Origin of the sequence: Actinomadura sp. NPDC000929 (assembly GCF_040492065.1) — a bacterium.
GTDB lineage: Bacteria > Actinomycetota > Actinomycetes > Streptosporangiales > Streptosporangiaceae > Spirillospora > Spirillospora verrucosospora.
Genome location: NZ_JBEUPA010000019.1, coordinates 56,527 through 83,243, shown reverse-complemented (window position 1 = coordinate 83,243; position 26,717 = coordinate 56,527). Strand labels below are relative to the sequence as shown.

Annotated in this window: 22 protein-coding genes and 2 pseudogenes; 14 read left to right on the top strand and 10 right to left on the bottom strand. The window is 70.4% G+C overall.

What is annotated here, in order from left to right:
* The 3 genes and pseudogenes from ABWI04_RS10390 to ABWI04_RS10380 form a co-directional block, all read left to right on the top strand.
* A pseudogene (locus ABWI04_RS10390) lies at positions 1-805 on the top strand (AMP-binding protein); the annotation flags it as partial.
* A gap of 186 nt (positions 806-991) precedes the next feature.
* A complete protein-coding gene (gene sigM, locus ABWI04_RS10385; protein WP_149262788.1) occupies positions 992-1,600 on the top strand; it encodes an RNA polymerase sigma factor SigM in 609 nt (202 codons plus the stop codon).
* Positions 1,597-2,373 (top strand): anti-sigma factor family protein, encoded by a 777-nt coding sequence (locus tag ABWI04_RS10380; protein WP_353832208.1) that lies wholly within the window; start codon positions 1,597-1,599, stop codon positions 2,371-2,373. The genes sigM and ABWI04_RS10380 overlap by 4 nt, the downstream gene beginning before the upstream one ends.
* A 204-nt stretch (positions 2,374-2,577) precedes the next feature.
* Here the strand turns inward: ABWI04_RS10380 and ABWI04_RS10375 are convergent, their stop codons facing one another.
* Positions 2,578-3,150 carry a dienelactone hydrolase family protein gene (locus ABWI04_RS10375; RefSeq protein WP_345182801.1) on the bottom strand — a complete coding sequence of 191 codons (573 nt, stop codon included), beginning with the start codon at positions 3,148-3,150 and terminating at the stop codon, positions 2,578-2,580.
* A gap of 150 nt (positions 3,151-3,300) precedes the next feature.
* Here ABWI04_RS10375 and trxB point away from each other — a divergent pair, with 150 nt between their 5' ends.
* Positions 3,301-4,254: a thioredoxin-disulfide reductase gene (gene trxB, locus ABWI04_RS10370; protein ID WP_345182802.1), complete on the top strand. Its 954-nt coding sequence runs from the start codon at positions 3,301-3,303 to the stop codon at positions 4,252-4,254.
* Between the two features lie 113 nt (positions 4,255-4,367).
* Complete coding sequence (gene trxA / locus ABWI04_RS10365; RefSeq protein WP_345182803.1) at positions 4,368-4,682, top strand: thioredoxin; 315 nt, start codon at positions 4,368-4,370, stop codon at positions 4,680-4,682.
* Between the two features lie 82 nt (positions 4,683-4,764).
* Here the strand turns inward: trxA and ABWI04_RS10360 are convergent, their stop codons facing one another.
* A complete protein-coding gene (locus ABWI04_RS10360) occupies positions 4,765-5,382 on the bottom strand; it encodes a GNAT family N-acetyltransferase (protein ID WP_345182804.1) in 618 nt (205 codons plus the stop codon).
* 261 nt (positions 5,383-5,643) lie between these two features.
* Between ABWI04_RS10360 and ABWI04_RS10355 the strand changes: the two genes are divergently transcribed.
* Entirely contained in the window at positions 5,644-6,876 is a 1,233-nt protein-coding gene (locus ABWI04_RS10355; RefSeq protein WP_502913127.1) for an aminotransferase-like domain-containing protein, read from the top strand.
* A gap of 23 nt (positions 6,877-6,899) precedes the next feature.
* Positions 6,900-7,844: a D-alanine--D-alanine ligase family protein gene (locus ABWI04_RS10350; protein ID WP_345182876.1), complete on the top strand. Its 945-nt coding sequence runs from the start codon at positions 6,900-6,902 to the stop codon at positions 7,842-7,844.
* Positions 7,845-10,940: 3,096 nt separating this feature from the next.
* On the opposite strand, the gene ABWI04_RS10345 is transcribed toward ABWI04_RS10350, so the two are convergent.
* The 3 genes from ABWI04_RS10345 to rsmG form a co-directional block, all read right to left on the bottom strand.
* On the bottom strand, positions 10,941-11,930 hold the full coding sequence (locus tag ABWI04_RS10345) for a ParB/RepB/Spo0J family partition protein (RefSeq protein ID WP_345182806.1): 990 nt from the start codon (positions 11,928-11,930) through the stop codon (positions 10,941-10,943).
* Positions 11,927-12,742 (bottom strand): ParA family protein, encoded by an 816-nt coding sequence (locus tag ABWI04_RS10340; RefSeq protein WP_345182877.1) that lies wholly within the window; start codon positions 12,740-12,742, stop codon positions 11,927-11,929. Before ABWI04_RS10340 ends, ABWI04_RS10345 begins: the two co-directional genes overlap by 4 nt.
* Positions 12,743-13,086: 344 nt before the next feature.
* Entirely contained in the window at positions 13,087-13,764 is a 678-nt protein-coding gene (gene rsmG, locus ABWI04_RS10335) for a 16S rRNA (guanine(527)-N(7))-methyltransferase RsmG (protein WP_345182807.1), read from the bottom strand.
* 185 nt (positions 13,765-13,949) lie between these two features.
* Here rsmG and ABWI04_RS10330 point away from each other — a divergent pair, with 185 nt between their 5' ends.
* Positions 13,950-14,405, top strand: coding sequence for a DUF6458 family protein (locus ABWI04_RS10330; protein ID WP_345182809.1), 456 nt, complete (start codon positions 13,950-13,952; stop codon positions 14,403-14,405).
* 168 nt (positions 14,406-14,573) lie between these two features.
* Here ABWI04_RS10330 and ABWI04_RS10325 read toward each other — a convergent pair whose 3' ends face one another.
* From ABWI04_RS10325 to rpmH, 5 genes are read right to left on the bottom strand one after another with little or no spacing between them, the layout of a single operon-like run.
* On the bottom strand, positions 14,574-15,059 hold the full coding sequence (locus tag ABWI04_RS10325; RefSeq protein WP_345182810.1) for a Jag family protein: 486 nt from the start codon (positions 15,057-15,059) through the stop codon (positions 14,574-14,576).
* 37 nt (positions 15,060-15,096) lie between these two features.
* Positions 15,097-16,107: a membrane protein insertase YidC gene (gene yidC, locus ABWI04_RS10320; protein ID WP_353832205.1), complete on the bottom strand. Its 1,011-nt coding sequence runs from the start codon at positions 16,105-16,107 to the stop codon at positions 15,097-15,099.
* A complete protein-coding gene (gene yidD / locus ABWI04_RS10315; protein ID WP_345182812.1) occupies positions 16,100-16,468 on the bottom strand; it encodes a membrane protein insertion efficiency factor YidD in 369 nt (122 codons plus the stop codon). The genes yidC and yidD overlap by 8 nt, the downstream gene beginning before the upstream one ends.
* Complete coding sequence (gene rnpA, locus ABWI04_RS10310; RefSeq protein ID WP_345182813.1) at positions 16,465-16,833, bottom strand: ribonuclease P protein component; 369 nt, start codon at positions 16,831-16,833, stop codon at positions 16,465-16,467. Before rnpA ends, yidD begins: the two co-directional genes overlap by 4 nt.
* Before the next feature lie 14 nt (positions 16,834-16,847).
* Positions 16,848-16,985, bottom strand: coding sequence for a 50S ribosomal protein L34 (rpmH, locus tag ABWI04_RS10305; RefSeq protein WP_179845229.1), 138 nt, complete (start codon positions 16,983-16,985; stop codon positions 16,848-16,850).
* Between the two features lie 604 nt (positions 16,986-17,589).
* Between rpmH and dnaA the strand changes: the two genes are divergently transcribed.
* The 6 genes and pseudogenes from dnaA to gyrB all read left to right on the top strand — a co-directional run bounded on the left by dnaA (position 17,590) and on the right by gyrB (position 26,677).
* Positions 17,590-19,662: a chromosomal replication initiator protein DnaA gene (dnaA, locus tag ABWI04_RS10300; RefSeq protein ID WP_353832203.1), complete on the top strand. Its 2,073-nt coding sequence runs from the start codon at positions 17,590-17,592 to the stop codon at positions 19,660-19,662.
* Positions 19,663-20,315: 653 nt separating this feature from the next.
* Positions 20,316-21,458 (top strand): DNA polymerase III subunit beta, encoded by a 1,143-nt coding sequence (dnaN, locus tag ABWI04_RS10295; protein WP_345182815.1) that lies wholly within the window; start codon positions 20,316-20,318, stop codon positions 21,456-21,458.
* Between the two features lie 96 nt (positions 21,459-21,554).
* A pseudogene (gene gnd, locus ABWI04_RS10290) lies at positions 21,555-22,493 on the top strand (phosphogluconate dehydrogenase (NAD(+)-dependent, decarboxylating)); the annotation flags it as partial.
* Positions 22,494-22,703: 210 nt separating this feature from the next.
* On the top strand, positions 22,704-23,846 hold the full coding sequence (recF, locus tag ABWI04_RS10285; protein ID WP_353832202.1) for a DNA replication/repair protein RecF: 1,143 nt from the start codon (positions 22,704-22,706) through the stop codon (positions 23,844-23,846).
* Positions 23,843-24,382 (top strand): DciA family protein, encoded by a 540-nt coding sequence (locus ABWI04_RS10280; protein ID WP_353832201.1) that lies wholly within the window; start codon positions 23,843-23,845, stop codon positions 24,380-24,382. The genes recF and ABWI04_RS10280 overlap by 4 nt, the downstream gene beginning before the upstream one ends.
* A gap of 357 nt (positions 24,383-24,739) precedes the next feature.
* Positions 24,740-26,677, top strand: a complete 1,938-nt coding sequence (gene gyrB / locus ABWI04_RS10275) for a DNA topoisomerase (ATP-hydrolyzing) subunit B (RefSeq protein WP_345182819.1) — start codon at positions 24,740-24,742, stop codon at positions 26,675-26,677.
* Positions 26,678-26,717: the final 40 nt, after the last annotated feature.

The following is a 26,717-nucleotide window of genomic DNA, read 5'->3' as shown; positions in this document are numbered from 1 at the left end:
GCGGCGGAGCCGACTGCGCCGCGGGGCGCCTCGGCGGCGTCTGCCGCAGCAGCCGCACCGGCAGCCCGCCCCCGAACCGCCCGCGGCCTCGCACGTCCCACCGCCGCGTGCGCGCGCCCAGCGGCACGCCTCACCGCCGCCCCCGCCGCCGGTTTCCGCCACCCGGACGACGCCCGCGCACACCCACGGCGGCCCGAAACGTCCGGCCAACCGCGCCCTGATGGGCGTCGCCGCGGCCGCGCTGACCGTCATCGTCGGGCTCGGGGCCTGGGCGCTGACCGGCCTCGTCGGCGACGACAAGCCCAAGGGCGGCGGCCCCACCGACAACGCCCAGACGAGCGCGCCGCCCAAGCCGACGGTCGTGAAGCTCACCCCGCAGCGTCCCCTGCCCGCCGAACTCCCCATGGGCGGTCACACCGACGGCGCGATCAGCAAGAACCTCGCGTCCGTCGTCGACGGCAAGCCCAGCGGCGACTGGGAGACCCAGAGCTACGCCGACGCCGACTTCGGCCGGTACTCCAAGGGCCTCGGCGTCCTGCTCGACATGGGCAAGCCCGTCAAGGTCGCCAACGTGAAGGTCTACTCCCCGGTGAGCGGCGGGGTGCTGCAGCTCCGCGTCGGCGACTCGCAGTCCCCGACCGACCTGAAGCGCGTCGGCGAGCAGACTCCCAACGGCGGCGAGGTCGCCTTCGCCGTGAACCCGCAGGCCACGGGCCGGTTCGTGCTCGTCTGGTTCACCCAGCTGCCCGGCGGGCCGTTCAAGGGGCGGCTCGGCGAGATCGCCGTCTACGGCGCGACCGGCTGATCACGTTCCGGCAGCGGGCAGATATGGGCTGTGACGTGGAGCGGCGCATGTCTGTATCGTGCCTGTGAGCAGTTTGTCCCCTCGCCCCCAGGATCACGTGGTGCCTTCCTCAGCAGCCGGCCGCGGATGCCCGGCGCCAACCGGGCGTCCCGAAAGAGAAGGCGGTCGCTCATGACGTCGGTGAGCATGCGTCGCGTAGGCGAAGTGCCCGACAAAGAGCTCCTCGCCCGGCACGCCCAGGGGGACCCGCACGCCTTCGCCGAACTCGTGCACCGCCACCGCGACCGCATGTGGGCGGTCGCGCTCCGCACGCTCGGCGACCCTGAGGAGGCGGCGGACGCGCTGCAGGACGCGTGCCTCTCGGCGTTCCGCGCCGCCGGGCGCTTCCGCGGAGACGCCGCCGTCACGACCTGGCTGCACCGCATCGTGGTGAACGCGTGCCTCGACCGCGTCCGGCGCAAGTCCGTCCGCCCGGCGACGCCGATGGGCGACGACGCGACGTTCGACGCCGTCGCGCCCAAGATGCCCGACCCCACCGACGCGCACGGCGTCTCCCTCGACGTCCGCACCGCGCTGGAGCAGCTGCCGTACGAGCAGCGGGCCGCCCTGGTCCTCGTCGACATGATGGGCTACTCCGTCGACGACGCCGCACAGGTCATGGAGGTCCCGCCCGGAACGATCAAGAGCCGGTGCGCGCGGGGCCGCGCCCGGCTCGCGCCCCTTCTCGTCCACCACCGGAACCGACGCGAGCCCAGGAACGTCGGAGGTGTGGAAGGAGGTGGCATGCCCAAGTGAACCCCGCGCACCTTGACTACGACGTCTTGGCCGACCTGGCCGAGGGACTTCTCGAAGACGACGAAGCCGCCTCCGTCAACGCACACCTCGACACCTGCGCCGACTGTCGTGAGCTGTCCGCCGACCTTGCGGACGTCTCCCGGATCCTGGCGGAGGCCCCGGTGCCGTCCATGCCCGCCGAACTGGCCGAGCGCATCGACACCGCCATCGCGGCGGAATCGATGCACACCGCCACCGTGGCGAGCCTGGAGCAACGGCGCGGAAGGCGGCATTGGCGGATACTGTCGGCGGCCGCGGCGACGGTGGTCGTGCTCGGCGGCGGAGCGACGGTCGGCAAGATCGCGCTGGACGGCGCGAGCAGCAGTGACAGCGCGGCGCGGCATCCGGCGCCGCACCGCTCCCTGACCGACCCGGGCTCGGGCTCGGGGGTGCCGAAGGCGGCCCCCGGAGATTCCGACCCCACGTTCAAGGTCGCCCAGAGCGGCACCGACTACCGGGCGGGCACGCTGGGCGAGCAGGTCGGCGGTGTCGTGGCGGGCGAGCAGCAGATGCGCGCCGAGGCCGCCGCGCCGGACGCCCGGCTCCGCGGCTGCGTCGCCGGCGTCGCCGGCGAGCAGAAGCTCCTCCTCGTCGACCAGGCGAGATACGAAGGACGACCCGCGATCATCATCGCCGTGAACGGCGACCGCCCCGGCAGGCGGAACATCTGGGTCGTCGAACCGGACTGCTCCCCGCAGGCCCATCACCTGCTGAAGCAGCTGAAGAACGTCTGACCCGCCACGCCCTGATCGGGGCACTCGCGCACACCTGAGGGCCATGGACGGCCGATCCCGTCCATGGCCGCTCACGTGAGGCCATGGCCTGCCCAAGACGTCCTGTTCTCTCTATGACGCCCATTTTTCCGGCGAAGTTCGTGGGGCGTCGGCAGCGGTGACGGCGATCTTCCATCCCGTCGCGTCGCGTCCGCCGGGGCGTGCTCAGAGCGAGGCGAGGAAGTCCAGGGCGATCGCCCAGGCGCGCTCGGCCGCCTCGGCGTCGTAGTCGGGCAGGTCGGGGTCGGTGAACAGGTGACCCGCGCCGCGGTAGCGGAACACCTCCACGTCCGCGCCCGCCTTGCGCATCTGCAGGTACCACGCGTTGAGCCAGTCGACGGGCTCCCAGGTGTCGGGGTCGGCGACGTGCAGCTGCACCGGGATGTCGGTGGCCGCGTCCTCCGCGATGTCGGACGTGCCGTGCATCAGCAGCAGCCCGCCCGCCTTCTCGTCGGCGAACGCGAGGTTCTGGGCGATGGAGCCGCCGAGCGAGAACCCCGCGTAGACGAGCCCGCCCTCCCCGGTCAGCGGCGCGGCGGCCACGACGGCGCGGCGCAGCAGCTCGTCCCGCCCGATCTCTTCCTTGATCTCGATCCCGGCCTCGGCGTCGTCGACGACGCGCCCGTCGTAGAGGTCGGGGGCGTGCACCTCGTGCCCGGCGGCACGGAGCCGGTCGGCCGCCTGGAGCACCGCGGGCCGCAGCCCGTACATCGAGTGGAGGAGGAGAATGCGTGCCATGGGGCCCAGCCTAGAGCGCCTCCGGGCCCCTCGGCGGCGGTGCGCGGCCCGGCGCCGCGTACCGGGGAATCTGCGGGCCCTAGGATCGGTTGACGCGACTGTGAGGCCCGGTCGAGCGGCACCGGCGGCCAACGAGGAGAGGCAAGAACTGTGAGCGACGTCCGTAACGTCATCATCATCGGCTCCGGTCCCGCGGGCTACACGGCCGCCGTCTACGCGGCCCGCGGCGACCTCAAGCCGCTGGTGTTCGAGGGTTCGGTGACGGCCGGCGGTGCGCTGATGAACACCACCGACGTGGAGAACTTCCCCGGCTTCCCCGACGGGATCATGGGCCCCGACCTGATGGACAACCTGCGCAAGCAGGCCGAGCGCTTCGGCGCCGAGCTCATCACCGACGACGTCACCGAGGTCGACCTGACCGCCGACCCGAAGGTCGTGAAGGTCGGCGACGAGACCTACCTCGCCAAGACCGTGATCGTCGCGACCGGCTCCGGGTACCGCGAGCTGGGCCTGCCGGACGAGAAGCGGCTGTCCGGCCGGGGCGTCTCCTGGTGCGCCACCTGTGACGGGTTCTTCTTCCGCGAGCAGGACATCGCCGTCGTCGGCGGCGGCGACACCGCGATGGAGGAAGCGATCTTCCTGACCAAGTTCGCCCGCTCGGTGACCGTGGTCCACCGGCGCGACGAGCTGCGCGCGTCCAAGATCATGCAGGACCGGGCGTTCGCCAACGAGAAGATCAAGTTCCTCTGGGACAGCGAGGTCGCCGCGATCCAGGGCGACGACCGGGTGACCGGCGTGACGATCCGCAACACCAGGACCGGCGAGGAGTCCGCCCTGGAGATCACCGGTCTGTTCATCGCGATCGGCCACGACCCGCGCAGCGAGCTGTTCGAAGGGCAGCTGGAGACCGACACCGACGGCTACCTGCTGGTCGACGCCCCCACGACGAAGACGAAGATCCCCGGCGTGTTCGCCTGCGGCGACGTGGTCGACCACATCTACCGGCAGGCCATCACCGCCGCGGGCAGCGGCTGCTCGGCCGCCATCGACGCCGAGCGCTGGCTGCAGGACCGGGACGCCGCCGAGACCGTCCCGCAGGCCTGACCGCCCCACCGGCCATGCGGCGCCGCCCGGCTCACGCGCCGGGCCGGCGCCGCGGCGGTGGGCTGCATCGGGCGGGGGAGCGCCCCGCCCCACGCGAGAACCGAAGGAGACCGATGAAAGCCGTGACCGACGCCGACTTCGCGTCCGAGGTCCTGGAGAACGACAAGCCCGTTCTCGTCGACTTCTGGGCGGAATGGTGCGGCCCCTGCCGGATGGTGGCGCCGATCCTGGAGGAGATCTCCAAGGAGCACGGCGACAAGCTCGACATCGTCAAGCTGAACATCGACGAGAACCCGCAGGTTCCGCAGCGGTACGGCGTCATGCAGATCCCGACGATGAACGTCTACAAGGGCGGCGAGGTCGTCAAGCAGATCATGGGCGCCAAGCCGAAGGCCGCCCTGCTGAGGGATCTCGCCGAGTTCATCTGAACCCGCACCGCCTCCCGCGGCGAGCGCGAACGCGTGGCCCGCACTCCACCCGGAGTGCGGGCCACGCGCCGTTCAGAGCGCCTCAGACGGGCCGCAGGGCCCCTTCGGGGGTCATGGACCCCAGCAGCCGCTCCAGCGCCACCTCGACGTCCTCACGCCATGACAGCGCCGACTTCAGCTCCAGCCGGAGCCGCGGGTACCGGTGGTGCGGCCGGACGGTCTTAAAGCCGACTGACAGCAGGTAGTCGGCGGGCACCATGCACCCGCCCTCCTCGCCCTTCAGGTCGCCGAACGCCTCGATCGCCTTCACGGCGCGGCGCGTCAGGTCCTTCGCGACCCCCTGGACGAGCATCCGGCCGATGCCGCCGCCCGCGAACTCCGGCAGGACGTGCGCCGTCATCAGCAGCACCGCGTCCGCGCTCACCGGGCTCGTCGGGAACGCCACCGACCGCGGCACGTACAGCGGCGGCGCGTACATGACGAACCCCGCCGGAACGTCGTCCACGTAAACGATCTTGCCGCAGCTGCCCCACTCCAGGAGGGTCGAGGAGATCCACGCCTCCTTCTCCAGGCCCGCGTCGCCGCTCTCCCGGGCCCGGTCCCGGCTCACCGGATCCAGCTCCCAGAACACGCACCCGCGGCAGCGGTGCGGCAGATCATCGAGATTGTCCAGCGTGATGTTGACGAGACGACGCGACACCGGGTCGGCACCCCCTGTTGCGATCCTCGCCCGCCGGCCTGGGACCCGTGACGGCGGAAGCTCCCGGCAAACCATCCGGGACCCGCGGGCATCGTATCGGACAGGAGTTTCCCCAATGCCGCGGCACGCCACACCCGAGCGCCCCGCCGCGGCGGTCATGACGTAGTTTGCAGGGAAGCCGAATCGCCCCGGAGGTGCCTCGTGGAACAGCACTCGCGTACGGATGCCTATGCGGATCGCTACGCCGCCCGTGCCGCCGGCATGGTGCCGTCGGAGATCCGGGCCCTGTTCGCGATGGTCTCCCGCCCCGAGGTGGTCTCGCTCGCGGGAGGCGCGCCCTACGTCTCGGCGCTCCCCCTCGACGCCGTCGGCCGGATGATCGGCGAACTCGTCGCCGGCAAGGGCGCCGAGGTCCTCCAGTACGGCTCCGCCCAGGGCGACGAGCGGCTCCGCGAGCACATCTGCGAGGTCATGTCCCTGGAGGGCGTCCAGGCGTCCGCGGACGACGTGGTCGTCACCGTCGGCGCGCAGCAGGCGCTCGACCTCATCACCAAGATCTTCGTCGACCCCGGCGACGTCGTCCTGGCGGAGGCCCCGTCCTACGTGGGCGCGCTCGGCACGTTCGCCTCCTACCAGGCCGACGTGGTGCACGTTCCCCTGGACGAGGGCGGCCTCGTCCCGTCCGCCCTGCGCGAGACCCTCGCCCGCCTCCGCGCCCAGGGACGCCGGGTCAAGTTCCTCTACACCGTCCCGACCTTCCAGAACCCCGCGGGCGTCACCCTCACCACGGCCCGCCGCGCCCAGATCCTGGAGATCTGCGCCGAGTACGACGTGCTGGTCATCGAGGACAACCCGTACGGGCTCCTCGGCTTCGACGGCGAGCCCATGCGGGCCCTCCGCGCGGACGACGCCGAACGCGTCATCTACCTCGGCTCGTTCTCCAAGACGATCGCCTCCGGGCTCCGCGTCGGCTGGGTGCTGGCGCCGCACGCGGTGCGGGCGAAACTCGTGCTAGCCGCCGAGTCCGCGATCCTCTGCCCGTCGAACTTCTCGCAGCTCGCCGTCCGCGAGTACCTCGCGACGCAGCCGTGGCGGGAGCAGATCAAGGACTTCCGGGAGCTGTACCGGGCGCGCCGTGACGCGATGCTGGAGTCCCTTGACCAGCTCATGCCCGACGGGTGCACCTGGACGCGCCCCGCCGGCGGCTTCTTCGTCTGGCTCACCCTTCCCGAGGGACTCGACGCCAAGGCGATGGCCCCCCGCGCGATCGCCGAGCGCGTCGCCTACGTCCCCGGCACCGGCTTCTACGCGGACGGCACCGGCCACCGGCACATGCGCCTGTCCTACTGCTTCCCCGAGCCGCACCGGATCCGCGAGGGCGTCCGCCGGCTGGCGGGCGTGGTGGAACAGGAGATCCGTCTCCGGGACACTTTCGGGAGCCCCCGCGGCGGGACGTCCACCGGCGTCCAGACGCCGGGCCCGGGCATCGTCTGACTGTTTCACGTGAAACGAGGAGCATCTTGGAACTGGGGCATGTCGTCGTTCTCGCCGGAGGGCTCTCCTACGAGCGGGAGGTCTCGCTCCGTTCCGGCAGGCGGGTCGCCGACGCGCTGCGCGCCCGCGACATCCCGGTCGAGCTCCGCGACGCCGACGCGACCCTCCTGGACTCCCTGACCGACGACCCGCCGGACGTCGTCTTCCCCGTCCTGCACGGCGCGGCGGGGGAGGACGGCTCGATCCGCGACGTCCTCGGACTCCTGGACGTCCCCTATGTCGGCGCCCGCCCGGACGCGTGCCGCGTCGTCTGGGACAAGCCGACCGCCAAGTCGGTGGTGCGGCGCGCGGGTCTGCGGACGCCCGAGTCCGTCGCCCTGCCGAAGGAGGTCTTCCACGACCTCGGCGCGGCGTCCGTCCTGGATCAGATCGTCCGCGGCCTCGGCCTGCCCCTGTTCGTGAAGCCGACCCGCGGCGGCTCGGCCCTCGGCACCTCCGTCGTCCACGAGGCGTCCGAGCTGTCGGCCGCCATGGTCGGCTGCTTCGCCTACGGCGACGCCGCCCTCGTCGAGCGCTACATCGAGGGCACCGAGGTCGCGGTCAGCGTCATCGAGCGCGACGGCGCCCCGACCGCCCTCCCCGCCGTGGAGATCGTCGCCCCCGGCGGACGCTACGACTACACGGCCCGCTACGACGCCGGCGACACCGAGTTCGTCACCCCGGCCCGCCTCACCCCCGAAGCGACCGCCCGCGCCGCCGAGGCCGCGATCACCGCCCACCGCGCCCTGGGCCTCCGCGACCTCTCCCGCACCGACCTCATCGTCTCCCCCGACGGCGAGGTGCACTTCCTGGAGGTCAACGTCGCCCCCGGCATGACGGAGACCAGCCTCCTCCCCCGAGCCGTCAGCGTCGCCGACCTGGACTTGGGCGAAGTGTGCGAATCCCTCCTCCGCTCCCACCTCCGCTGACCCCACAGCGGAACCCGCTGGCTCGCCACAGTGACCCCCTTGCGCACAACGCAACGACCCCGCGCACGACGGCAAGGCGATCGACCGCGCGCCCTTCTAAGTGCTCGCCGAAGTTCCCACTAGCAAGTCCCCCTGAACCGCCTACACCACCCCGTTCAGGTGCTGCCGCGGACGGCAGCCGCCGCTAATCGCCCGCCATGAAGACTGCGGGCTGAACTCGTCCGAGCGAGGCCCGCAAATGGGCCTAGTTCTGCTCCCTAGCCCCCGTCAGGCGGAAGCGGCACTTGATCTCGACCTGCCCCACACTCGACCGCCTCCTGGCACTAGAGCGACCTACAAGGGCATCGGCTGACCAATAGATCACCAGAGGACGGACCCAAGGAACACTCGGCCCGCGATCACGACGGCTCACTAGTAGACGAGGTGCAGCTGAGGGCGTTCGACACCAGGGCCACGGCACGCAGACCCCATCGCCCCCACACAGGGCCACGCCTCAGCCTCGTTCGCGCCGAGAAGAACGTCGATCAGGCTCTCGTACGGGCCGACCACGGCAAGGTCGCACAAGCGGCGAGGGCGGCATCAAGCCCCAGGTCGATCTCTCGCTCCCACCGCGATCCAACCCGGGATCGCCCTAGGCCTGCCACAGGCGCCCAGGCCGCGTGTCTGCGAGTAAGGCCAAAAGCACCAGAACTCCCCCTGGGGGCCCCGAATGGCACTGCACGACAAGGCGCAGTCCCCACTCTGCCCCCTGCCCGCCGAGCACCTTGACCCTCGTTCCACGTGAAACAGCGAACTCCCGCGCTCATGTGGATGCCGCCCAGCGGAGCCCTCCTAGTCGCTGGCAGCACGGCAGTGAGGCGGCCGAGAGCCCCAACCGCACGCGACGAGCTCGCGCACGCGGCACACGATCGTCCGCTCCTCGGTCGAACCCCCGCGCTCCGCAGGTCGTCCCTCATGCTCAGCCCCTCGGGCGTTCCCACGGTCACCTACACCGATACTCAGGACTTCATTCGCCCGTCCACTCCCGAATTCCACGGGTTACAGGCGCACAGTTTCACGTGAAACCTGCTCCGGCGGGCACGGGGATCGAGGTGCCACAACAGCGCTCACCCGACCACCTACCGCCAACCGTCCCCTCAGGCGTCGCGACCCGCGCCGAGGTGGGCCGGAAGTTCAACCGCCATGCCCGGACGCCGCTGTGGCGACCATTGCACCCCCCGGGGGGCAGGGCACGAGAACCCGTAATCCGGCATCACCGTCGGCGCGGTTGACCCGCCCGGCCGTTGTCTGCGACCGCTCATAGGCTCACGTGCGCGAAGGGATCACCACAGGCGATCATCGTCAGCGCGGCCGACCCGTCCAGGACGCCGTTTGTCCACGACCACAGCGGGAGCGCCAGAACCATCAGGCGGATCAATCGTCGATGCGGCCGCTGTATCCGGTACACCGGCGGATCGCGACCGACCGCGAAGCGCGAGGACGGCGCAACTGGGTCACCAGGCGGGTCGCCGTCGACGCAGCCGGCCCCTGCCCGAGACGCCGTTGGTGGCGGACTGCTTCGTCACATGGAGCTGGACGCCACAGGAACACCTGCGCTCACCGTAGACGCGGCCCGCATGCGCGGCGCGCCCCGACCGCATGGCAGAGGGCTGTGTGCGACGAGAACAACAGGCGGATCAAGCGACGGCGTGGTCGGTTTGTCCGGGACGCCGTTGTCTACGGCCGGGTGTGATGTGTGTGGCGACCCGCTGTCTGGGGGCGGGCACGAACGCCGACGCCAACCGGGATGGCCAAGTCATTTTGGAGGCATTCACCGCGCTGCTCAAGGCGCGGCCGGATCAAGCACCCGCATCGTCGGCCCGGCTGGCCTGTCGACAACGGTCCACGGCGCCCAGGGGAAGACTCGGGGGAGGCAGGGAGTCGCCCGTTGGAGACCCACACTTACGCACCACGGCTAGGACCGCCCGCTCACCGCGGGGGGGACGACAGGCACACGAGGCGGGTCCCCGTCGGTGTGGCCGGCCTGCCCGGGACACCGCTGTAGGCGCCCTACCGCGGCGCACAGTGCTGGGCGAGACGAGTCACCAGTCGGATCACCGTCGGCGTGGCCGGCCTGCCCGGGGTGCCGTTGGTGGCGCATGACCGCAGGGCACAATGCTGGGCGAGACGAGTCGCGGGGCGCACCATCAACGGCGTGGCATGTCTGTCCGGTACGCCGTGGATTGTGGGCAACCGCGAAGCAGGAGGGCGCAACAGGTCACCATGCGGGTCACCGTCGACTTGGCGGGGCTGCCAGGAGGCGCCGCTCTGGGGCCAACTAGCGCCTTAGAGGGGTGGAGGCGACGGGGGGGACTATTTGAGTCACCCTTGCCGCATTTGCCTGGCCGGTACGCCGGTGTATGCGGCCGAGCGCGCAGCATCGAGGGCGCGACGGGGCCACCTTCCGGATCGCCGTCGGTGCGACGGCTCGTCCAGGACGCCGTTGTCTGCGGCCGGCCGTGCAGTATCGCGGGGACGAGGCAGGAACCGCAGGCGGGTCAGCGTCGATGCGGTCGGCTTGTCCGTTGTGCGGTTGGTTGTGATCGACCGCGAAGTACGGGGGCGCGGCAGGACGGCCGGGCGGAGCGTCGTCGGCGTGGCCGGTTTACCCGGGGCGCTGCTGTAGGCGGTCTACTGTGCGCTCCATAGAGCTGAGCGCGACGGGGAGAAGAGGCGCATCGCTGTGGGCGTGGTTGGCTTGTCTGGGACGCCTGCGGTGGGTGGCGGCCCTGCGCTCAGCGGGTGAGCCGGTACGCCGACGCCCACTGGGGTGGCCAGATCCTTTTGCGGCGATCACCGCGCCTCTCTTGGTGCCGCGGACCGCGTTCGCATCGGCGATCCGGGGGACTGTCGACGGGGGCCGCGGTGGGCAGGATGCGCTGCGGGCGAGGGCGTGTGGCGGGATGCGGCGGCGAGTGTGGGGGGAGCCGCGACTACGTGCGACGGCTCTCGCTTCTTCGGGCGCGTGGTTCTCGGGGGATGTTTCACGGGAAACGTTGGGCGGGAATGAGAAGCGCCCCGGAGCCTTTGGGGGTCCGGGGCGCTGGGGTGCTCGGGCTAGGAGTCGTCCGCCTCGGGGTCGGGGGCCATGGACTTGATGATGCGGTCCAAGTCCTCCAGGGTGGCGAACTCTACGACGATCTTGCCCTTGTTGCGGCCCATGTCGACGCGGACCCTCGTCTCGTAGCGGTCGGAGAGGCGGTCGGCCAGTTCCTTGAGGCCGGGGGCCACCGGCTTCTGGCGGCGGCCCTGGCGCGGCGTCTTCGGCTCGTCCTCCACCTCGCGGAGCGCGATCATCTCTTCGAGCGCGCGGACGGAGAGGCCCTCCTGGACGATCCGCTGCGCCAGGTGCTCCTGGGCCTCGACGCTTTCGAGGGAGAGCAGCGCGCGGGCGTGACCGGCGGACAGCACGCCCGCCGCCACCCGGCGCTGGACGGCGGGCGGCAGGTTCAGCAGGCGGAGCGTGTTGGTGATGTGCGGACGCGACCGGCCGATCCGGGTGGCGAGCTGCTCGTGGGTGGCGCCGAAGTCCTGCAGCAGCTGCTGGTACGCGGCCGCCTCCTCCAGCGGGTTGAGCTGCTGCCGGTGGAGGTTCTCCATGAGCGCGTCACGGAGCAGGTCGTTGTCGCCGGTGTCGCGGACGATCGCCGGGATGACGTCCAGCCCGGCCATCTTCGACGCGCGCCAGCGGCGCTCGCCCATGATGAGCTCGTAGTCGTGCTCCTCCGAGGAGGATTTGCGGACGACGATCGGCTGCAGCAGTCCGACGATGCCGATCGACTCGGCGAGCTCCTCCAGAGCCTGGTCGTCGAAATGCTCGCGGGGCTGGCGCGGGTTGACCGTGATCGAGCGGACGGGCAGTTCCGCGAAATGGGCTCCGGCGACCGGTTCGAGCGACGGTGCGGGAGCGGCCGCGCCGCCCGGGACGGGGCCGCCGGGGTAGCCCGGCTCTCCCGCGCCGTTCGGCTCGGCGGACGTCGGCATGGGCGGGGCGGTGGGAATGAGGGCGCCGAGGCCCCTGCCCAGTCCGCGTCGTTGCTGGCTCACTGGACAGCTCCTCCGTGGGCCATCTCCGAGGCGGCCTCGCTGTAGGCGAGGGCGCCGCTCGAACCGGGGTCGTAGGTCATGACGGACTGCCCGTAGCTGGGCGCCTCGGACACCCGGACGCTGCGAGGGATCACCGTGTTGAGGACGACGTCGCCGAAGTGGCTCCGGACGTCGTCGGCGACCTGCGCGGCGAGGCGGGTCCGGGCGTCGTACATCGTCAGCAGGATGGTCGACACCCTGAGCTTCGGGTTGAGGTGGGCCTTCACGAGGTCGACGGTGCGGATGAGCTGGCCCAGGCCCTCAAGGGCGTAGTACTCGCACTGGATCGGGATGAGCAGCTCGTCGCCCCCGACGAGGGCGTTCACCGTGAGCAGACCGAGCGAGGGCGGGCAGTCGATCAGCACGTAGTCGAACTTCTCGATGTCGTAGGCGTCCAGAGCCCGCCGGAGGCGCGACTCGCGGGCCACCTTGGAGACGAGTTCGATCTCCGCGCCGGCGAGGTTGAGGGTGGCCGGCGCGCAGAAGAGGTTGGGGATCTCCGGCGCCGGGACGATGATGTCGGACAGCGCCATGTCCTCGATCAGCACGTCGTAGATCGACGGCACCTCGGCGTGGTGGTCGATGCCGAGGGCGGTGGACGCGTTGCCCTGCGGGTCGAGGTCCACCACCAGCACCTGCGCGCCGTGCATGGCGAGGGAGGCGGCGATGTTCACCGAGCTCGTGGTCTTGCCGACGCCCCCCTTCTGGTTGGCGATGGTGATGACCCGGCATCGGTCGGGCCGCGGCCATTCCCGCTCCCTGCGGCCCGACATCGCCTTGAGCGCGGTGACGGCTGTTTCATGTGAAACCTTGGCGTCCCGCAGCGCCTCTCGCACGAGTTCCGACTCCCCCTGGTTTGGTCCGTTCCGCGACACCGGCGGCTGCGCGCCGGCGTTGGTCGGCACGTAGCCGACGTTCTCCGCGGTACCGGACGTCGTGTTACCCCACATCGCGTGCCCGGAGGGAGCGGTGCCCGGCGATGATCCCGGGTCCGGCCGCGTCCCCCCGGAGGCGGGCGCCGGGGCGCCCTCGTCCGCGCCGGGCCCGCCCGGGCCGGACGGCTGTTCGTCGGGGGATTCGTCGGCGCGGTCAGGCCTGCCCAGTCCTGGTCCCGTGCTCATGAAGACCTCTTCCTCGACCCTTTGGCGCGCCGGGGGGCGCGCTGCCGTCGCCCGACAACCTCTTCTCGGCCGGCGACCACACGGACGAGTGTTGTCGGCGGATCGACCATACCGCGCCCGACTTGCAGCAGCTCCGTCGAGCGCACCCCGAAGCGCTTCAGGACCGGCTCCGCCTCCTCCAGCTCGCCCGCGGCCCGCTCGCCCTTGAGCGCGAGGAGCTCGCCGCCCGGCCGCAGCAGCGGCAGCGCCCACCGGGCCAGGCGTTCGAGGGGCGCGACGGCGCGTGCCGTGGCGACGTCCACCGCGAACTCCTCGGTCACGTCCTCGGCGCGGGCCCGCCGGACCTCGACGTTCCGCAGGTCGAGGAGCTCGACGCACTCGTTCAGGAACGTCGTGCGCCGCAGCAGCGGCTCCAGCAGGGTGATCCGCAGGTCGGGCCGGACGATGGCCAGCACGATGCCGGGGAGCCCCGCGCCCGAGCCGATGTCGACGACCCGGGCGTCGCGCGGTATGGCCGACGAGACCACCGCGCAGTTGATCAAATGGCGTTCCCAAAGCCGGTCGGCCTCGCGCGGCCCGATGAGCCCGCGTTCGACCCCGGCCTCGGCGAGAAACGCCGCGTAGCGCTCCGCGATCGGCAGTGCGTCACCGAAAACCTCCCGTGCAGTCCCCACCAGACGAATCGTTCCACAAAACCCGGTGGGGCCGTGCACGCGAACCGTTCCTGTGAACAACAGGACGCCGGGTGGGACGACCCTTGCGTTATGGCGATAACCACATGACCCCTTCGCATATTCGCCGAGGGTCGGGTACAGGCTGCCGTGACGCCCGTCCGTCCCTCCGGAAGGAGCTCCGACACATGGGAATCGGAGTCAGTCTCGCATTCATCGCCCTCGGGGCGATCCTGGCTTTCGCCATCCGCGTTGACCTGAGCGGCCTCGACATCCACATGGTCGGATGGATCCTCATCCTGGTCGGTCTGATCAGCCTGGGGTTCACGCTCAAGTACACGCGGCCGCGCCGCGCCGCCGGACGTGTGGTCGGCGCCGACCCCGCCTACGGCGACGAGCCGGGAACGGTGGTCCGCGAGGAGCACATCATCGAGGACCCGCCGCCGCCCGGTGGCCGTCCCGCCGAACGGGTCGAGCGCGTGGTCGAGCACCCGGCGGACACGGGAGTGACGCACGGCCATCCTCAGGACCCGGCCTATGCGCAAGATCCCGCGAACGCGCAGGACCCCGCAGTGCAGAACACCACTTCGCTGGGCGGCGGTGACGTCCAGCGCCGCCGCTGGCGCCGGACCGCCCGGCGGTAGCACCGAGAACCTGCTCGGTGTGCCAGGGCGGCGGTGCACACCGAGCTCCCGAGAGGGCCCCGCGCCGGCCAGGGCGCGGGGCCCTCTCATGCCCGGGAAGCCGCTTCCGTCCGGAAAAGGCGACGGCCCCGACCGGAGGACCGGTCGGGGCCGTGTGAGGCCATGGGGTCAGGCGGGGGAGACGACCACGTAGCGGTCGGGCTCCTCGCCCTCGGACTCGCTGCTGAGGCCCGCGGCGGCGACGGCGTCGTGGACGATCTTGCGCTCAAACGGGGTCATCGGGGCGAGGGGCTTCGGCTCGCCGGACTGCTTGACCTCGTTCGCGACGTCCGTCCCGAGCTTGGTCAGCTCGGCGCGGCGCCGCTCGCGGTAGCCGCCGATGTCCAGCATGAGGCGGGTGCGGTTGCCGGTCTGGCGGTGGACGGCGAGCCGCGTGAGCTCCTGGAGGGCCTCCAGCACCTCACCGCGCTTGCCGACCAGCTCGTCCAGGGAACCTCCGACGACGGCGACGATGGCGCGCTCGCCCTCGACGTCCATGTCGATGTCGCCGTCGTAGTCACCGATGTCCAGCAGGCCCTCGATGTAGTCGGCGGCGATCTCGCCTTCCTGTTCGAGCGCCTGGACGTCGACCTCGGTGGTGTCGGTCTGGCTCAACGGGGTCTCCTTCTCCGGCACATGCTGGGGGTCCAAACTAGCGCTTCTGGGTACCGCTGCGCTTGCTGCGCGACTTGCGGGTCGGCTGGTTGCGCGCGACCTTCGGCTTCTCCTCGGGCTCGGGGGCCGGTTCCGGCTCCTTCTTCAGCTTCGCCTTGATGCCGGACGACGCCGCCTGGCCGTTCTTGGAGGCGCCCGTCTTGGAGCCGGCGGGCTTCGACCCGGAGGTCTTCGGGCCCGTCTTCGTCCCCGTCTTGGCCGCGGCGGCCGCGGCCTCGCCCTCCGTGCCGGGCGGTGGGTACCGCTTGTAGATGTAGTGCTGCTGAGCCAGGGTCCAGCTGTTGGACGTCACCCAGTACATGAGGACGCCCAGCGGGAAGCCGAGGCCGAAGAGGCCGAACAGCGGCGCCAGGAAGACCATCATCTTCTGCGCCTGCATCATCGGGTTGGCGTCGTCCGCGACGGGCTGGCGCTTCATGCTGGCCCGGACGGTGAAGAAGGTCGTGACGGAGCTGATCACCACGGCGATGCCGGTGATGATGATCGCCGTCCAGCTCTTGGGGTCGGTGCCCCAGGCGTTCAGGAACGTGTCCGGGATGTGGGCGCCGAAGATGTTCGCGTTCTGGGCGCTCGACACCAGGTCGGACGACACGGCGAAGACGCTCTGCCCCGGCTTGGCGTCCGAGATCCGCTTCAGCGTCTGGAACAGCCCGATGAAGATGGGCATCTGCACCAGGAGCGGAAGGCAGCCCGACAGCGGGTTGGCGCCGTTCTCCTGGTAGAGCTTCATGACCTCCTGGTTGAGGCGCTGCTTGTCGTTCTTGTACTTCTTGCGAAGCGCCTGGACCTTCGGGTTCAGCTCCTGCATCTTGCGCGACGCGTGGATCTGCTTCACGAAGAGGGGGACGAGGAGCAGCCGCAGGAGGACGGTGAGGAGGATGATCGAACCGCCCCACGCCCATCCGCTGTCCTTGGGGACGACCGTACTGAGCCCCGTGTGGATCCACACGATGAGCTGAGAAACGATCTCGTACAACCAGTCAAGCACCGGGCAGCTCCTTGGGCTCTGCTAGGGCGGGGCCGCTCTCCTCGCGGCCGGAGTTCGAGGAAGCCGCCGCGCGCTGTTCCGGCGTCTTCTTCGGCGGTACCGGGTCGTAACCGCCGGGGTGGAAAGGCTGGCACCGGGCGATCCGGCGGACGATCAGCCACGTGCCGCGCGGCGCCCCGTGCACCTGGAGTGCCTCCAGGCCGTACGCGCTGCAGCTGGGATGGAAGCGGCACTGCTGCCCGAGCAGGGGACTCAAGAAGCGGCGGTAGGCGCGGACGAGAAGGATCAGCACGGCCGCGACGGGACCCGGGCGGCCCGTCCTGTGCTGCGCGGGGAACTCGGTCCCCTGCGGACTCCTCATCTTCGCCCCTTGGACGCGGGCCGCAGCAGCCGGTCGAGCGCCGACTCCAGATCCGCGGCCAGTTCGTCTGGTCGCGCCGCTCCCGCACGGGGGTTGGCGCGCACTACGAGCAGGCTACCCGCTGGGAGGCGGTCGAGGTGCGGGCGCATCAGGTGGCGGAGCCGGCGCCGGGTCGTGTTGCGCACCACGGCGTTGCCGACGGTGCGCGCCACGATGAACCCGACCAGCGGCCGCGCCGCCGCCGGTCGGACCTCTTCCGGGCCCAGCAGGTGAACGACGACAGTTGGCCGTCCGGCGCGACGACCGCGCCGGACGGCCAACGAGAAGTCGTCCCGCCGCCGCATCCGGTTCCCGGACGGCAGCACTATGAAGGGGTGGGTCAGACCGCGACGCGGGCGCGGCCCTTGCTGCGCCGGCTCGACAGGATCGCGCGGCCCGCGCGCGTGCGCATGCGCAGCCGGAAGCCGTGCTTCTTGTGGCGACGACGGTTGTTCGGCTGGAAGGTACGCTTGCTCACTTTGAGGCTCCAGTGCTGCGGTCGGTTCGTCTGACGACTTGACGCTCGAAGGCTCGCACCGAGGGCCGCGTACGGTCCCCCGCAGCGGGGGCCCACCCGAGCTTTGCCTGAGGGGCTGCCGGCGGGCACGCGGCATCTCCGTCGATGCGACTCGACCTCAGAACGTTACGGGGTATCCGGGGGGCCGGTCAAACGGAGGCGGCCGCCGCACGGCCCCGCCCCGGGCCTCCGATGGACGCGCGGGATCGATGGTGACCGTGTTGCGGCTGTGCCCGGCAGCGGTTAAGGTCGACGAGGCGAGCCGACACTTCCTTCGACGAATCCGATGTCGGCGTTCAGCCCCTGAGCCCCCGTTCGAGAACCATCGCTTACCGGCCCTCATGAAGGCCGGCCCCTTGTCGACCGCATATCCCTGAACCCGCCTCGTGGGTTTTACACAGGGTCCCCATGCCTATGCACAGCATGTGGACAACTCTGTGGACAACTCGTGAGAGAGTAAGTCTTCCGCGTCGCGGCTGTGTCCTGCGAGGCGTGTGACATCCCGCGGGAAAGCCGGGCAGTCAGGTGCTCCGTTCGGCGGAGTTGTGGGGAGGGGACCTTGCGCATGGACGGTCAGGATCTCGGATCGGTCTGGGCCCGCACCCTCACCGCACTGGCCGAGAGCGATCTGTCGCCGAGCTACCGCGCATGGCTGCCCATGGTCCGCCCGCTGGCACTCGTCGAGGGGACGGCGCTTCTCGCCGCCCCCAACGAGTTCGCCAAGGACGCGCTGGAGACGCGCCTGCGCAACCTCATCACGCAGGCACTTTCCCGTGAACTCGGCAGGGAGATCCGGGTCGCGGTGACCGTCCAGCCGGAGCCCCCAGGCGGTGCTCGGCAGGGCGGGGGCGAGCCCTTGTCCGCGCCGATTCCGGGTCCGGGCGTAGGGCTCGGCATGCACGAGCCCGCCCCTTCTTATGGGGAGTCCTACGGCGAGCGGACGCACGACGAGCGCGACCGAGACCGAGACCGTTCTTATACGGAGCAGCCCTACGGGGAGCAGTCGTACGGAGAGTCGTACGGAGACCAGTCGTCCTACGCGGAACGTCCTGAGCGCCCCTATCCGGAGCAGCCGTACACAGACCAGGGATACCGGCCGCAGTCGGGAGTTACCCACAACCCCGGTTCGCCCGGAGGTTATCCACAGGCTCAGGACGACGACCGTGGATCGTACCCGCCTGCTCCCCGTCCGCCGGCGTACGGTGCGGGCCCCGGCGGGCGCGGTCCCGCCCCCTACGAAGGGCGCGGCTACCCGAGCTACGGCGGGCAGGAAGGCTACGGCGGCGAATCCCAAGGACGGCCGCCGCACTCCCATCTCAATGACCGCACGCTCGGCCCGTTGCGCCCTGGCGGCCGTCCAGAGGCCCAAGGCAGGGAACCGCAGCACGCCGGGAACGAAGGCCCTCTCGGGCACTCGGACGACAAGTTCCAGAAGAGTGAGCAGTCCTACCCAGGGGCCGAACAGTCGTATTCAAGCGGTGAGCAGTCCTACAGGGGCGAAGGGGTCTTCCGCGACGAGGAGGGCTCCGATTCCAGGGTTCCTAAGTCCGACCCCCGTGCGCCCGCGCCGGCACCGGCGCCGCAGGCCGGCGCTTCCGAGCATGCACGGCTGAACCCGAAGTACACGTTCGAGACGTTCGTCATCGGCTCGTCGAACAGGTTCGCGCACGCCGCCGCCGTCGCGGTGGCCGAGCAGCCTGCCAAGGCGTACAACCCGCTGTTCGTCTACGGCGACTCGGGGCTGGGGAAAACTCACCTGCTCCACGCGATCGGCCACTACGCCCAGAGCCTCTTCAACGGGGCCCGCGTCCGCTACGTGAGCTCCGAGGAGTTCACGAACGACTTCATCAACTCGATCCGCGACGGTAAGGCGGACGGGTTCCGCCGCCGCTACCGGGATGTGGACATCCTCCTCGTCGACGACATCCAGTTCCTTGAAGGCAAGGAGCAGACGCAGGAGGAGTTCTTCCACACGTTCAACACGCTCCACAACGCCAGCAAGCAGATCGTGATCTCCAGCGACCGTCCGCCCAAGGAGCTGGTGACGCTGGAAGACCGGCTGCGCAACCGGTTCGAGTGGGGCCTGACGACCGACGTCCAGCCGCCCGAGCTGGAGACGCGGATCGCGATCCTGCAGAAGAAGGCCCGGCAGGAGGGCCTCGCGGCGCCGCCCGACGTGCTGGAGTTCATCGCCTCGCAGATCGCGACGAACATCCGCGAGCTGGAGGGCGCGCTGATCCGGGTCACGGCGTTCGCGAGCCTGAACCGCCAGTCGGTCGACATGAAGCTCGCCGAGATCGTCCTGAAGGACCTCATCCCCAACGACTCCGGTCCCGAGATCACCGCCGCGATGATCATGGCGCAGACCGTCGAGTACTTCGGGACGACGATCGACGACCTGTGCGGCCCGTCCCGCTCGCGGATGCTCGTCACCGCCCGGCAGATCGCGATGTACCTGTGCCGGGAGCTGACGGAGCTGTCCCTTCCGAAGATCGGTCAGCAGTTCGGGGGGCGCGACCACACCACGGTCATGCACGCCGAACGCAAGATCCGGTCGCTGATGGCCGAGCGCCGCGCCATATACAACCAGGTCACGGAGCTGACGGGGCGCATCAAGCACCAGGCCCGCAAGCGCTGATCCCCCTGTTCGTACACACTGTGGACAGACCCGCGTCACGCCTGTGGACGAGCCCCTCCCGCACCGTCCACACCCTGCCCAGGGCAAAGAAACGACAAAAGGCACGCGTCCCCCGAGAATCGGCAGCGCTGCTCACAACTTGTGGAAAACTCTGGGGATTTTCGCGGATAACCCTGTGGGCAACCGTTGGAGAAGCTGAGGATGAACGGTGGACGGGTGTGGACCGGGTGTGCACCGCCGCCCCGCCTTCTGGGGAAAACCGGTGGACGGGCTGGGGACGGCCTGGGGACGGCCTCGAAGATCACCGGTCCCGTCGTCCCCAGGGCGGGCGAACGGGCGGTATACCCGTGGAGAACTCGTGGATAACCGGGGGATGACATGAGGACGACCTGTGGGGATGATTTCGCCGTCCCCAGGCGCCGCCGCGCCGTCCACCGCCCATGCACAGCACCGGTGGACAGAGAAACCCGGTCTCACCTGCGACAACGGCCTCTGTCCACACTATCCACGGCCCCTATTACTGGTACTGCTCTACATCTCTATCCAAGAAAAGATCCATCTCAAGTCAGGGCCTGGGGACAACGCGCACCGAGCGCCCCGGCCCGGACGAGATCAGCTCACCCTTGTCCGACACCTGCAGGAGGCGGGTCCCTTTGAAGTTCCGCATCGACAGAGACGCCCTGGCCGACGCCGTCGCCTGGACCGCTCGCACGCTCCCCGTCCGTCCCCCGGTGCCGGTCCTCGCGGGCATGCACATCGTCGCCGGGGGCGAGGGCAACGGCGACCGGCTGAAGCTGTCCGCGTTCGACTACGAGGTCTCGGCACAGGTGTCCACGGACATCGACGTGGAGGAGGCCGGGACGGCGCTGGTGTCGGGCCGGCTCCTCGCCGAGATCTCGCGCAGCCTTCCTCCCCACCCTGTGGAGGTGACGACGGACGGCGCGAAGGTGATGCTCCGCTGCGGCAGCGCGAAGTTCACACTTCTCACCATGCCTGTGGAGGACTACCCGACGCTGCCGGAGATGCCGCCCGCCGCTGGGTCGGTGGGCAGCGACGAGTTCGCCGCCGCCGTGTCCCAGGTCGCGATCGCCGCGGGCAAGGACGACACGATCCCCATGCTGACCGGCGTCCGTGTGGAGATCGAGGGCGAGACCGTCACGCTGGCGTCCACGGACCGCTACCGCCTCGCCGTCCGCGAGATGCACTGGAAGCCCGAGCGCCCGGACTTCTCCGCCGTCGCGCTCGTCCCGGCCCGCACGCTGGCCGACACGGCCAAGTCGCTGACGGCCGGCGCGGAGGTGTCGATCGCGCTCGGCGGGACGGGCGGCACCGGCGAAGGCATGATCGGTTTCGAGGGCGGCGGCCGCCGCACCACGTCCCGGCTGCTGGACGGCGACTTCGTCAAGTACCGCTCGCTGCTGCCGAGCGAGTACGCGGGGCTCGCCGAGGTCCAGACCGCCGCCTTCATCGAGGCCGTCAAGCGCGTCTCCCTGGTGGCGGAGCGCAACACCCCGGTCCGGCTCTCCTTCAGCCAGGGCGAGGTCGTCCTGGAGGCCGGGACGGGCGACGAGGCTCAGGCCGTGGAGGCCCTGGAGGCGTCCCTGGAGGGCGAGGACATCGACATCGCGTTCAACCCCGGGTTCCTCCTCGACGGGCTCTCCGCGATCGGCTCGGACGTGGCGAGGCTGTCCTTCACCACCCCGACCAAGCCGGCCGTCCTCACCGGAAAGCCGCCGCAGGAAGGGGAGAACCCGAACTACCGTTACCTGATCATGCCGGTTCGTCTGTCCGGATAAGTACCACGTTGCGGGGCATGGCACCGTGGCGATGTCCGCGGGGGAGCCGCGCCCCCGCGGGCGAGGCAGAGCAGGCACCCACAGGCGGTACGCACAGGGGAGAGTGAGCGTTTCATGGAGCTGGGCATCATCGGCCTGGGCAAGATGGGCGGCAACATGGCCGAGCGGCTGCGCCGCGGCGGCCACACCGTCGTCGGCTACGACCGCGACCCGGAGGTCAGCGACGTCGGCTCGGTCGAGGAGCTGGTCGAGCGGTTGTCCCCGCCGCGGGCCGTGTGGGTGATGGTCCCCGCCGGCAAGCCGACGGCGGACACCATCCACAAGCTGGGGGAGGTCCTGGAGCAGGGCGACCTCGTCGTGGACGGCGGTAATTCCCACTATGTGGACGACCGGAAGCACGGTGAGGAGCTGGCCGCCAAGGGCATCGGGTTCCTCGACTGCGGTGTCAGCGGCGGCGTGTGGGGCCTGGAGAACGGCTACGCGCTCATGGTCGGCGGCGACGAGGACGACGTGAAGCGCCTGATGCCGATCTTCGAGACCCTCAAGCCCGAGGGTGAGTTCGGCTTCGTCCACTCCGGCACGGTCGGCGCCGGCCACTTCGTGAAGATGGTCCACAACGGCATCGAGTACGCGATGATGCAGGCGTTCGGCGAGGGCTACGAGCTGATCGAGGCCAGCGACATCGTCACCAACGTGCCGGAGACGTTCCGCAGCTGGCAGGAGGGCACCGTCATCCGCTCCTGGCTGCTCGACCTGCTGAACCGCGCGCTCGCGGGCGACCCCGAGCTCGACGACCTGCGCGGCTACGCCAACGACTCCGGCGAGGGCCGCTGGACCGTCCAGGCCGCCGTCGACCACGCCGTCCCGCTGCCCGCCATCACGGCGTCCCTGTTCGCCCGCTTCGCCTCCCGGCAGGACGACTCCCCCACGATGCGCGTCGTCGCCGCCCTCCGCAACCAGTTCGGCGGCCACGCCGTCGAGTCCTCCAAGGGAGCCGACTCCCCCGGCGCCGACGTCAACCCCCCTTCGGTCTGACCCTCGGTTATCCACAGTTGTGGGTTCCGGCCCCGGCTCTCGGCGGTGTGTTCCAGGCTGGGAGTGGGGTCGGCCCCCCTGGGAGGGCGGGGTGTGCGCAGGCCCCGCGTGTGGACGGGCGTCACACGTCCGCGTGTGGACGGGCGTCACGCGCCCGCGTGTGGGTGAGGTGTGTGGTGGGGGCCGGGGGAGGCTCTACGCTCGTGTGTTGTGCACGTTGCCCACCTTTCGCTGCAGGACTTCCGCTCGTACCCGACCGCCGAGGTCGCGCTGGGGCCGGGAGTCACCGCGTTCGTGGGGCCGAACGGGCAGGGCAAGACGAACCTGGTCGAGGCCATCGGGTACGTCGCCTCGCACGGCAGCCACAGGGCCGCGACGGACGCGCCGCTCGTCCGGCACGGAGCGCCGCGGGCGATCGTCCGGGCCGGGGTGGTGAAGGACGAGCGCAAGGCGCTGATCGAGCTTGAGATCAACCCGGGCAAGGCGAACCGGGCGCGGCTCAACCGGTCCCCTGTCCCCAGGCCGCGCGAGATCCTGGGGATGCTGCGGACCGTGCTGTTCGCCCCGGAGGACCTCGCGCTCGTGAAGGGCGACCCGGGGGAGCGGCGCCGGTTCATGGACGAGTTGCTGACCGCGCGGGCGCCGAGGTTCGCCGGCGTGCGGTCCGACTACGACCGCGTCCTCAAGCAGCGCAACGCCCTGTTGAAATCGGCGGCCGCCCATCGTCGCTCCCCCGGCCCGGAGGTGCTCGCCACCCTGGACGTGTGGGATTCGCATCTGGCGCGCATGGGGTCGGAGCTTCTGGCGGCCCGGCTCGATCTCGTCGCGGCTCTGCGTCCGCTCGTGGCGCAGGCCTACGCGGCGCTCGCTCCGCACAGCGGCGCGGCCGACCTGATCTACAAGAGTTCCTTGGGCGACGCGGAGTTGTCCACAGACCGTGGACAACTGGCCGAGCAGATCCTGAAGGCGGTCGCCGGGTCCCGCAAGCAGGAACTGGAGCGCGGGGTGAGCCTCGTCGGCCCGCACAGGGACGAGCTGGTGCTGCGCCTCGGGGAGCTTCCCGCGCGCGGCTACGCCAGCCACGGCGAGTCGTGGTCGTTCGCGCTCGGGCTGCGGCTCGCCGCGTTCGACCTGCTCCGCGCGGACGGCGACGACCCCGTCCTGATCCTGGACGACGTGTTCGCCGAGCTCGACACCGGGCGGCGCAGCCGGCTGGCCGAGATGGTGGTGCCGGCCGAGCAGGTCCTGATCACGGCGGCCGTCCCCGCCGACGTCCCCGCCGAACTGACGGGGGGCTCGTATACCGTCTCCGACGGCCAGGTCGTTCGTGAGTCCGAGGGGGCGAGCGAGTGAGTGATCCACAGGATGTGTACAAGTCCACCGAAGCCGGGGCTCCTCCCCCCGAGGCCGGGGCTCCTCCGGCCAAGTCGGGGATCGAGCTGGCCCGCGAGGCGCTCGCGCAGGCCAAGGCGGACGCTCTCAAGCGCGGCACCATGCCCGGTCAGGGCGGCAAGCGCAAGGGCCCCGGGCGGGGGGGGCGCGTGCGCGACCCCGGGCGGGGCGGCGATCCCAAGCTGTTCGGGGCGGCGATCCGCGAGCTGATGGCGTCGCGCGGGTGGGAGCAGCGTGCCGCCGTCGGCGGCGTGTTCGGCAACTGGGCGGGCATCGTCGGCGCGGAGCTCGCCGAGCACACCCGGCCCGACCACTTCGAGGACGGCGAGCTCACCGTGGCCGCCGACTCGACGACGTGGGCCACCCAGCTGCGCCTGCTGTCGTCGACGCTCGTGCGGCGGCTGAACGAGGAACTCGGCCACGGCACCGTCCGCCGCGTGAAGGTCGTGGGGCCCTCGTCGGGGCCGCGCCGGACGGGCGCGTGGCGCGCCCGCTGAGCGGAGCCCCCGGACCGCGCCGATGTGTCAGTGGCGGGTGGGAACATCTGTTCGGTGATGGGTCGTCGAGTTCAGCGGCGAGCGCCACGTAGGCCAAATAACCCCCCTGACCCAATGGGGGGATGTGTCTCCGGGGCCCTTCGGCCGCCACACGCGCACACAGCGCTCGCGAGTGCCACTTTTCGCCTCGTCACCCGGTAGAATGAATGCGGGTTCAGGATGCTGCGCCGCCATTGGGTGCCCGGGGCTCTGACAGCACGACCAGAGCACCGACCGGGTGCCCCCATGTGTGTTACGGGGCACACCGCGCCTCCCTCGGGCGCGGAGCGGCAGACATCCCCGGCAGGAGGATCTCCTTTGGCGTACGACGCTAGTTCGATCACTGTCCTTGAAGGGCTTGAGGCGGTTCGCAAGCGCCCGGGCATGTACATCGGCTCGACCGGTGAGCGCGGCCTGCACCACCTCGTCTACGAGATCGTGGACAACGCGGTCGACGAGGCCTTGGCCGGCTACGCCGACGACATCGTGGTGACGCTCCTGGCCGACGGCGGCGTCAGCGTCCTCGACAACGGCCGCGGCATCCCCGTCGGCGAGCACCCCGTGGAGAAGCGCCCGGCCATCGAGCTGGTGCTGACCACGCTGCACGCGGGCGGCAAGTTCGACGGCAAGTCCTACGCCGTCTCGGGCGGCCTGCACGGTGTGGGCTCGGCCGTGGTGAACGCGCTGTCCACCCGGTTGGAGGCGGAGGTCCGCACCGACGGCCACGTCTGGTTCCAGTCCTACACGTGGCAGGGCCCCGAGATCGAGCTCCAGAAGGGCGAGGAGACCGACGAGACCGGGACGCTCATCAGGTTCTGGCCCGACCCCGAGATCTTCGAGACGCTCGAATGGAACTTCGAGACCCTCTCCCGCCGCATGCAGGAGATGGCGTTCCTCAACCGCGGCCTGTCCATCACGCTGCAGGACGAGCGCCCCGACCACGTCAACGGTGAGCCGCACGTAGTCCGGTACCACTACGAAGGCGGCATCGAGGACTTCGTCCGCTACATCAACGCGCGCAAGGACTCCGCGCACGAGTCCGTCATCTACTTCAGCGACGACACCACCGGCATGTCGGTCGAGATCGCCATGCAGTGGAACTCGTCCTACTCCGAGTCGGTGCACACCTTCGCCAACACCATCAACACGGCGGAGGGCGGCACCCACGAGGAGGGCTTCCGCGCGGCGCTCACCACGATCGTCAACCGGTACGCCCGCGACAAGGGCCTGCTGCGCGACAAGGACGACAACCTGACCGGCGAGGACGTCCGCGAGGGCCTCACCGCGATCATCTCGATCAAGCTGGCGGACCCCCAGTTCGAGGGGCAGACCAAGACCAAGCTCGGCAACACCGAGGCCAAGTCGTTCGTGCAGCGGGCCTGCAACGTCTACCTGCGCGACTGGTTCGAGGAGAACCCGGGCGAGGCCAAGGAGATCATCAGCAAGGCCTCGCAGGCGGCGCGCGCACGCGTCGCGGCGCGGCAGGCGCGCGACCTGACCCGGCGCAAGAGCCTGCTGGAGTCGACGTCCCTGCCCGGCAAGCTGTCGGACTGCCAGTCCACCGACCCGGCCAAGTCCGAGCTCTACATCGTCGAGGGCGACTCGGCGGGCGGCTCGGCCAAGGGCGGCCGCAACCCGCACTTCCAGGCGATCCTCCCGATCCGCGGCAAGATCCTCAACGTGGAGAAGGCCAGGATCGACAAGATCCTGAAGAACAACGAGGTGCAGGCGATCATCACCGCCCTCGGCACCGGGGTGCACGACGAGTTCGACATCTCCAAGCTGCGCTACCACAAGATCATCCTGATGTCGGACGCCGACGTGGACGGCCACCACATCAACACCCTGCTGATGACGCTGCTGTTCCGGTTCATGAAGCCGCTGATCGAGGCCGGCCACGTGTACCTGTCGCAGCCGCCGCTCTACAAGATCAAGTGGGACGCGCGGGGCACCGAGGCCGACTACGCCTTCTCCGACTCCGAGCGGGACGCGATCATCGAGGCCGGGATCGCCGCCGGCAAGCGCGACCCCCGCCCCCGCGACCTGGTGCAGCGGTTCAAGGGCCTCGGCGAGATGAACGCCAACGAGCTGTGGGACACCACGATGGACCCCGACAACCGGGTCCTGCTGCAGGTCCAGCTGGACGACGCCGCCCAGGCCGACGAGCTGTTCAGCGTGCTCATGGGCGAGGAGGTCGAGCCCCGCCGGGAGTTCATCCAGCGCAACGCCAAGGACGTGCGCTTCCTCGACATCTGAGGTACGTGCCAGGGCCGGCCCCCCGGCCTGACTCCCAGAG

What these genes read in the sequence shown, in the direction of transcription:
- sigM (WP_149262788.1), top strand. Translation starts at nt 992, where the DNA reads ATGCGTCGCGTAGGCGAAGTGCCCGACAAAGAGCTCCTCGCCCGGCAC.
- ABWI04_RS10375 (WP_345182801.1), bottom strand. Translation starts at nt 3,150, where the DNA reads ATGGCACGCATTCTCCTCCTCCACTCGATGTACGGGCTGCGGCCCGCG.
- trxA (WP_345182803.1), top strand. Translation starts at nt 4,368, where the DNA reads ATGAAAGCCGTGACCGACGCCGACTTCGCGTCCGAGGTCCTGGAGAAC.
- ABWI04_RS10355 (WP_502913127.1), top strand. Translation starts at nt 5,644, where the DNA reads ATGGTGCCGTCGGAGATCCGGGCCCTGTTCGCGATGGTCTCCCGCCCC.
- ABWI04_RS10340 (WP_345182877.1), bottom strand. Translation starts at nt 12,742, where the DNA reads ATGTCGGGCCGCAGGGAGCGGGAATGGCCGCGGCCCGACCGATGCCGG.
- ABWI04_RS10330 (WP_345182809.1), top strand. Translation starts at nt 13,950, where the DNA reads ATGGGAATCGGAGTCAGTCTCGCATTCATCGCCCTCGGGGCGATCCTG.
- yidD (WP_345182812.1), bottom strand. Translation starts at nt 16,468, where the DNA reads ATGAGGAGTCCGCAGGGGACCGAGTTCCCCGCGCAGCACAGGACGGGC.
- dnaA (WP_353832203.1), top strand. Translation starts at nt 17,590, where the DNA reads ATGGACGGTCAGGATCTCGGATCGGTCTGGGCCCGCACCCTCACCGCA.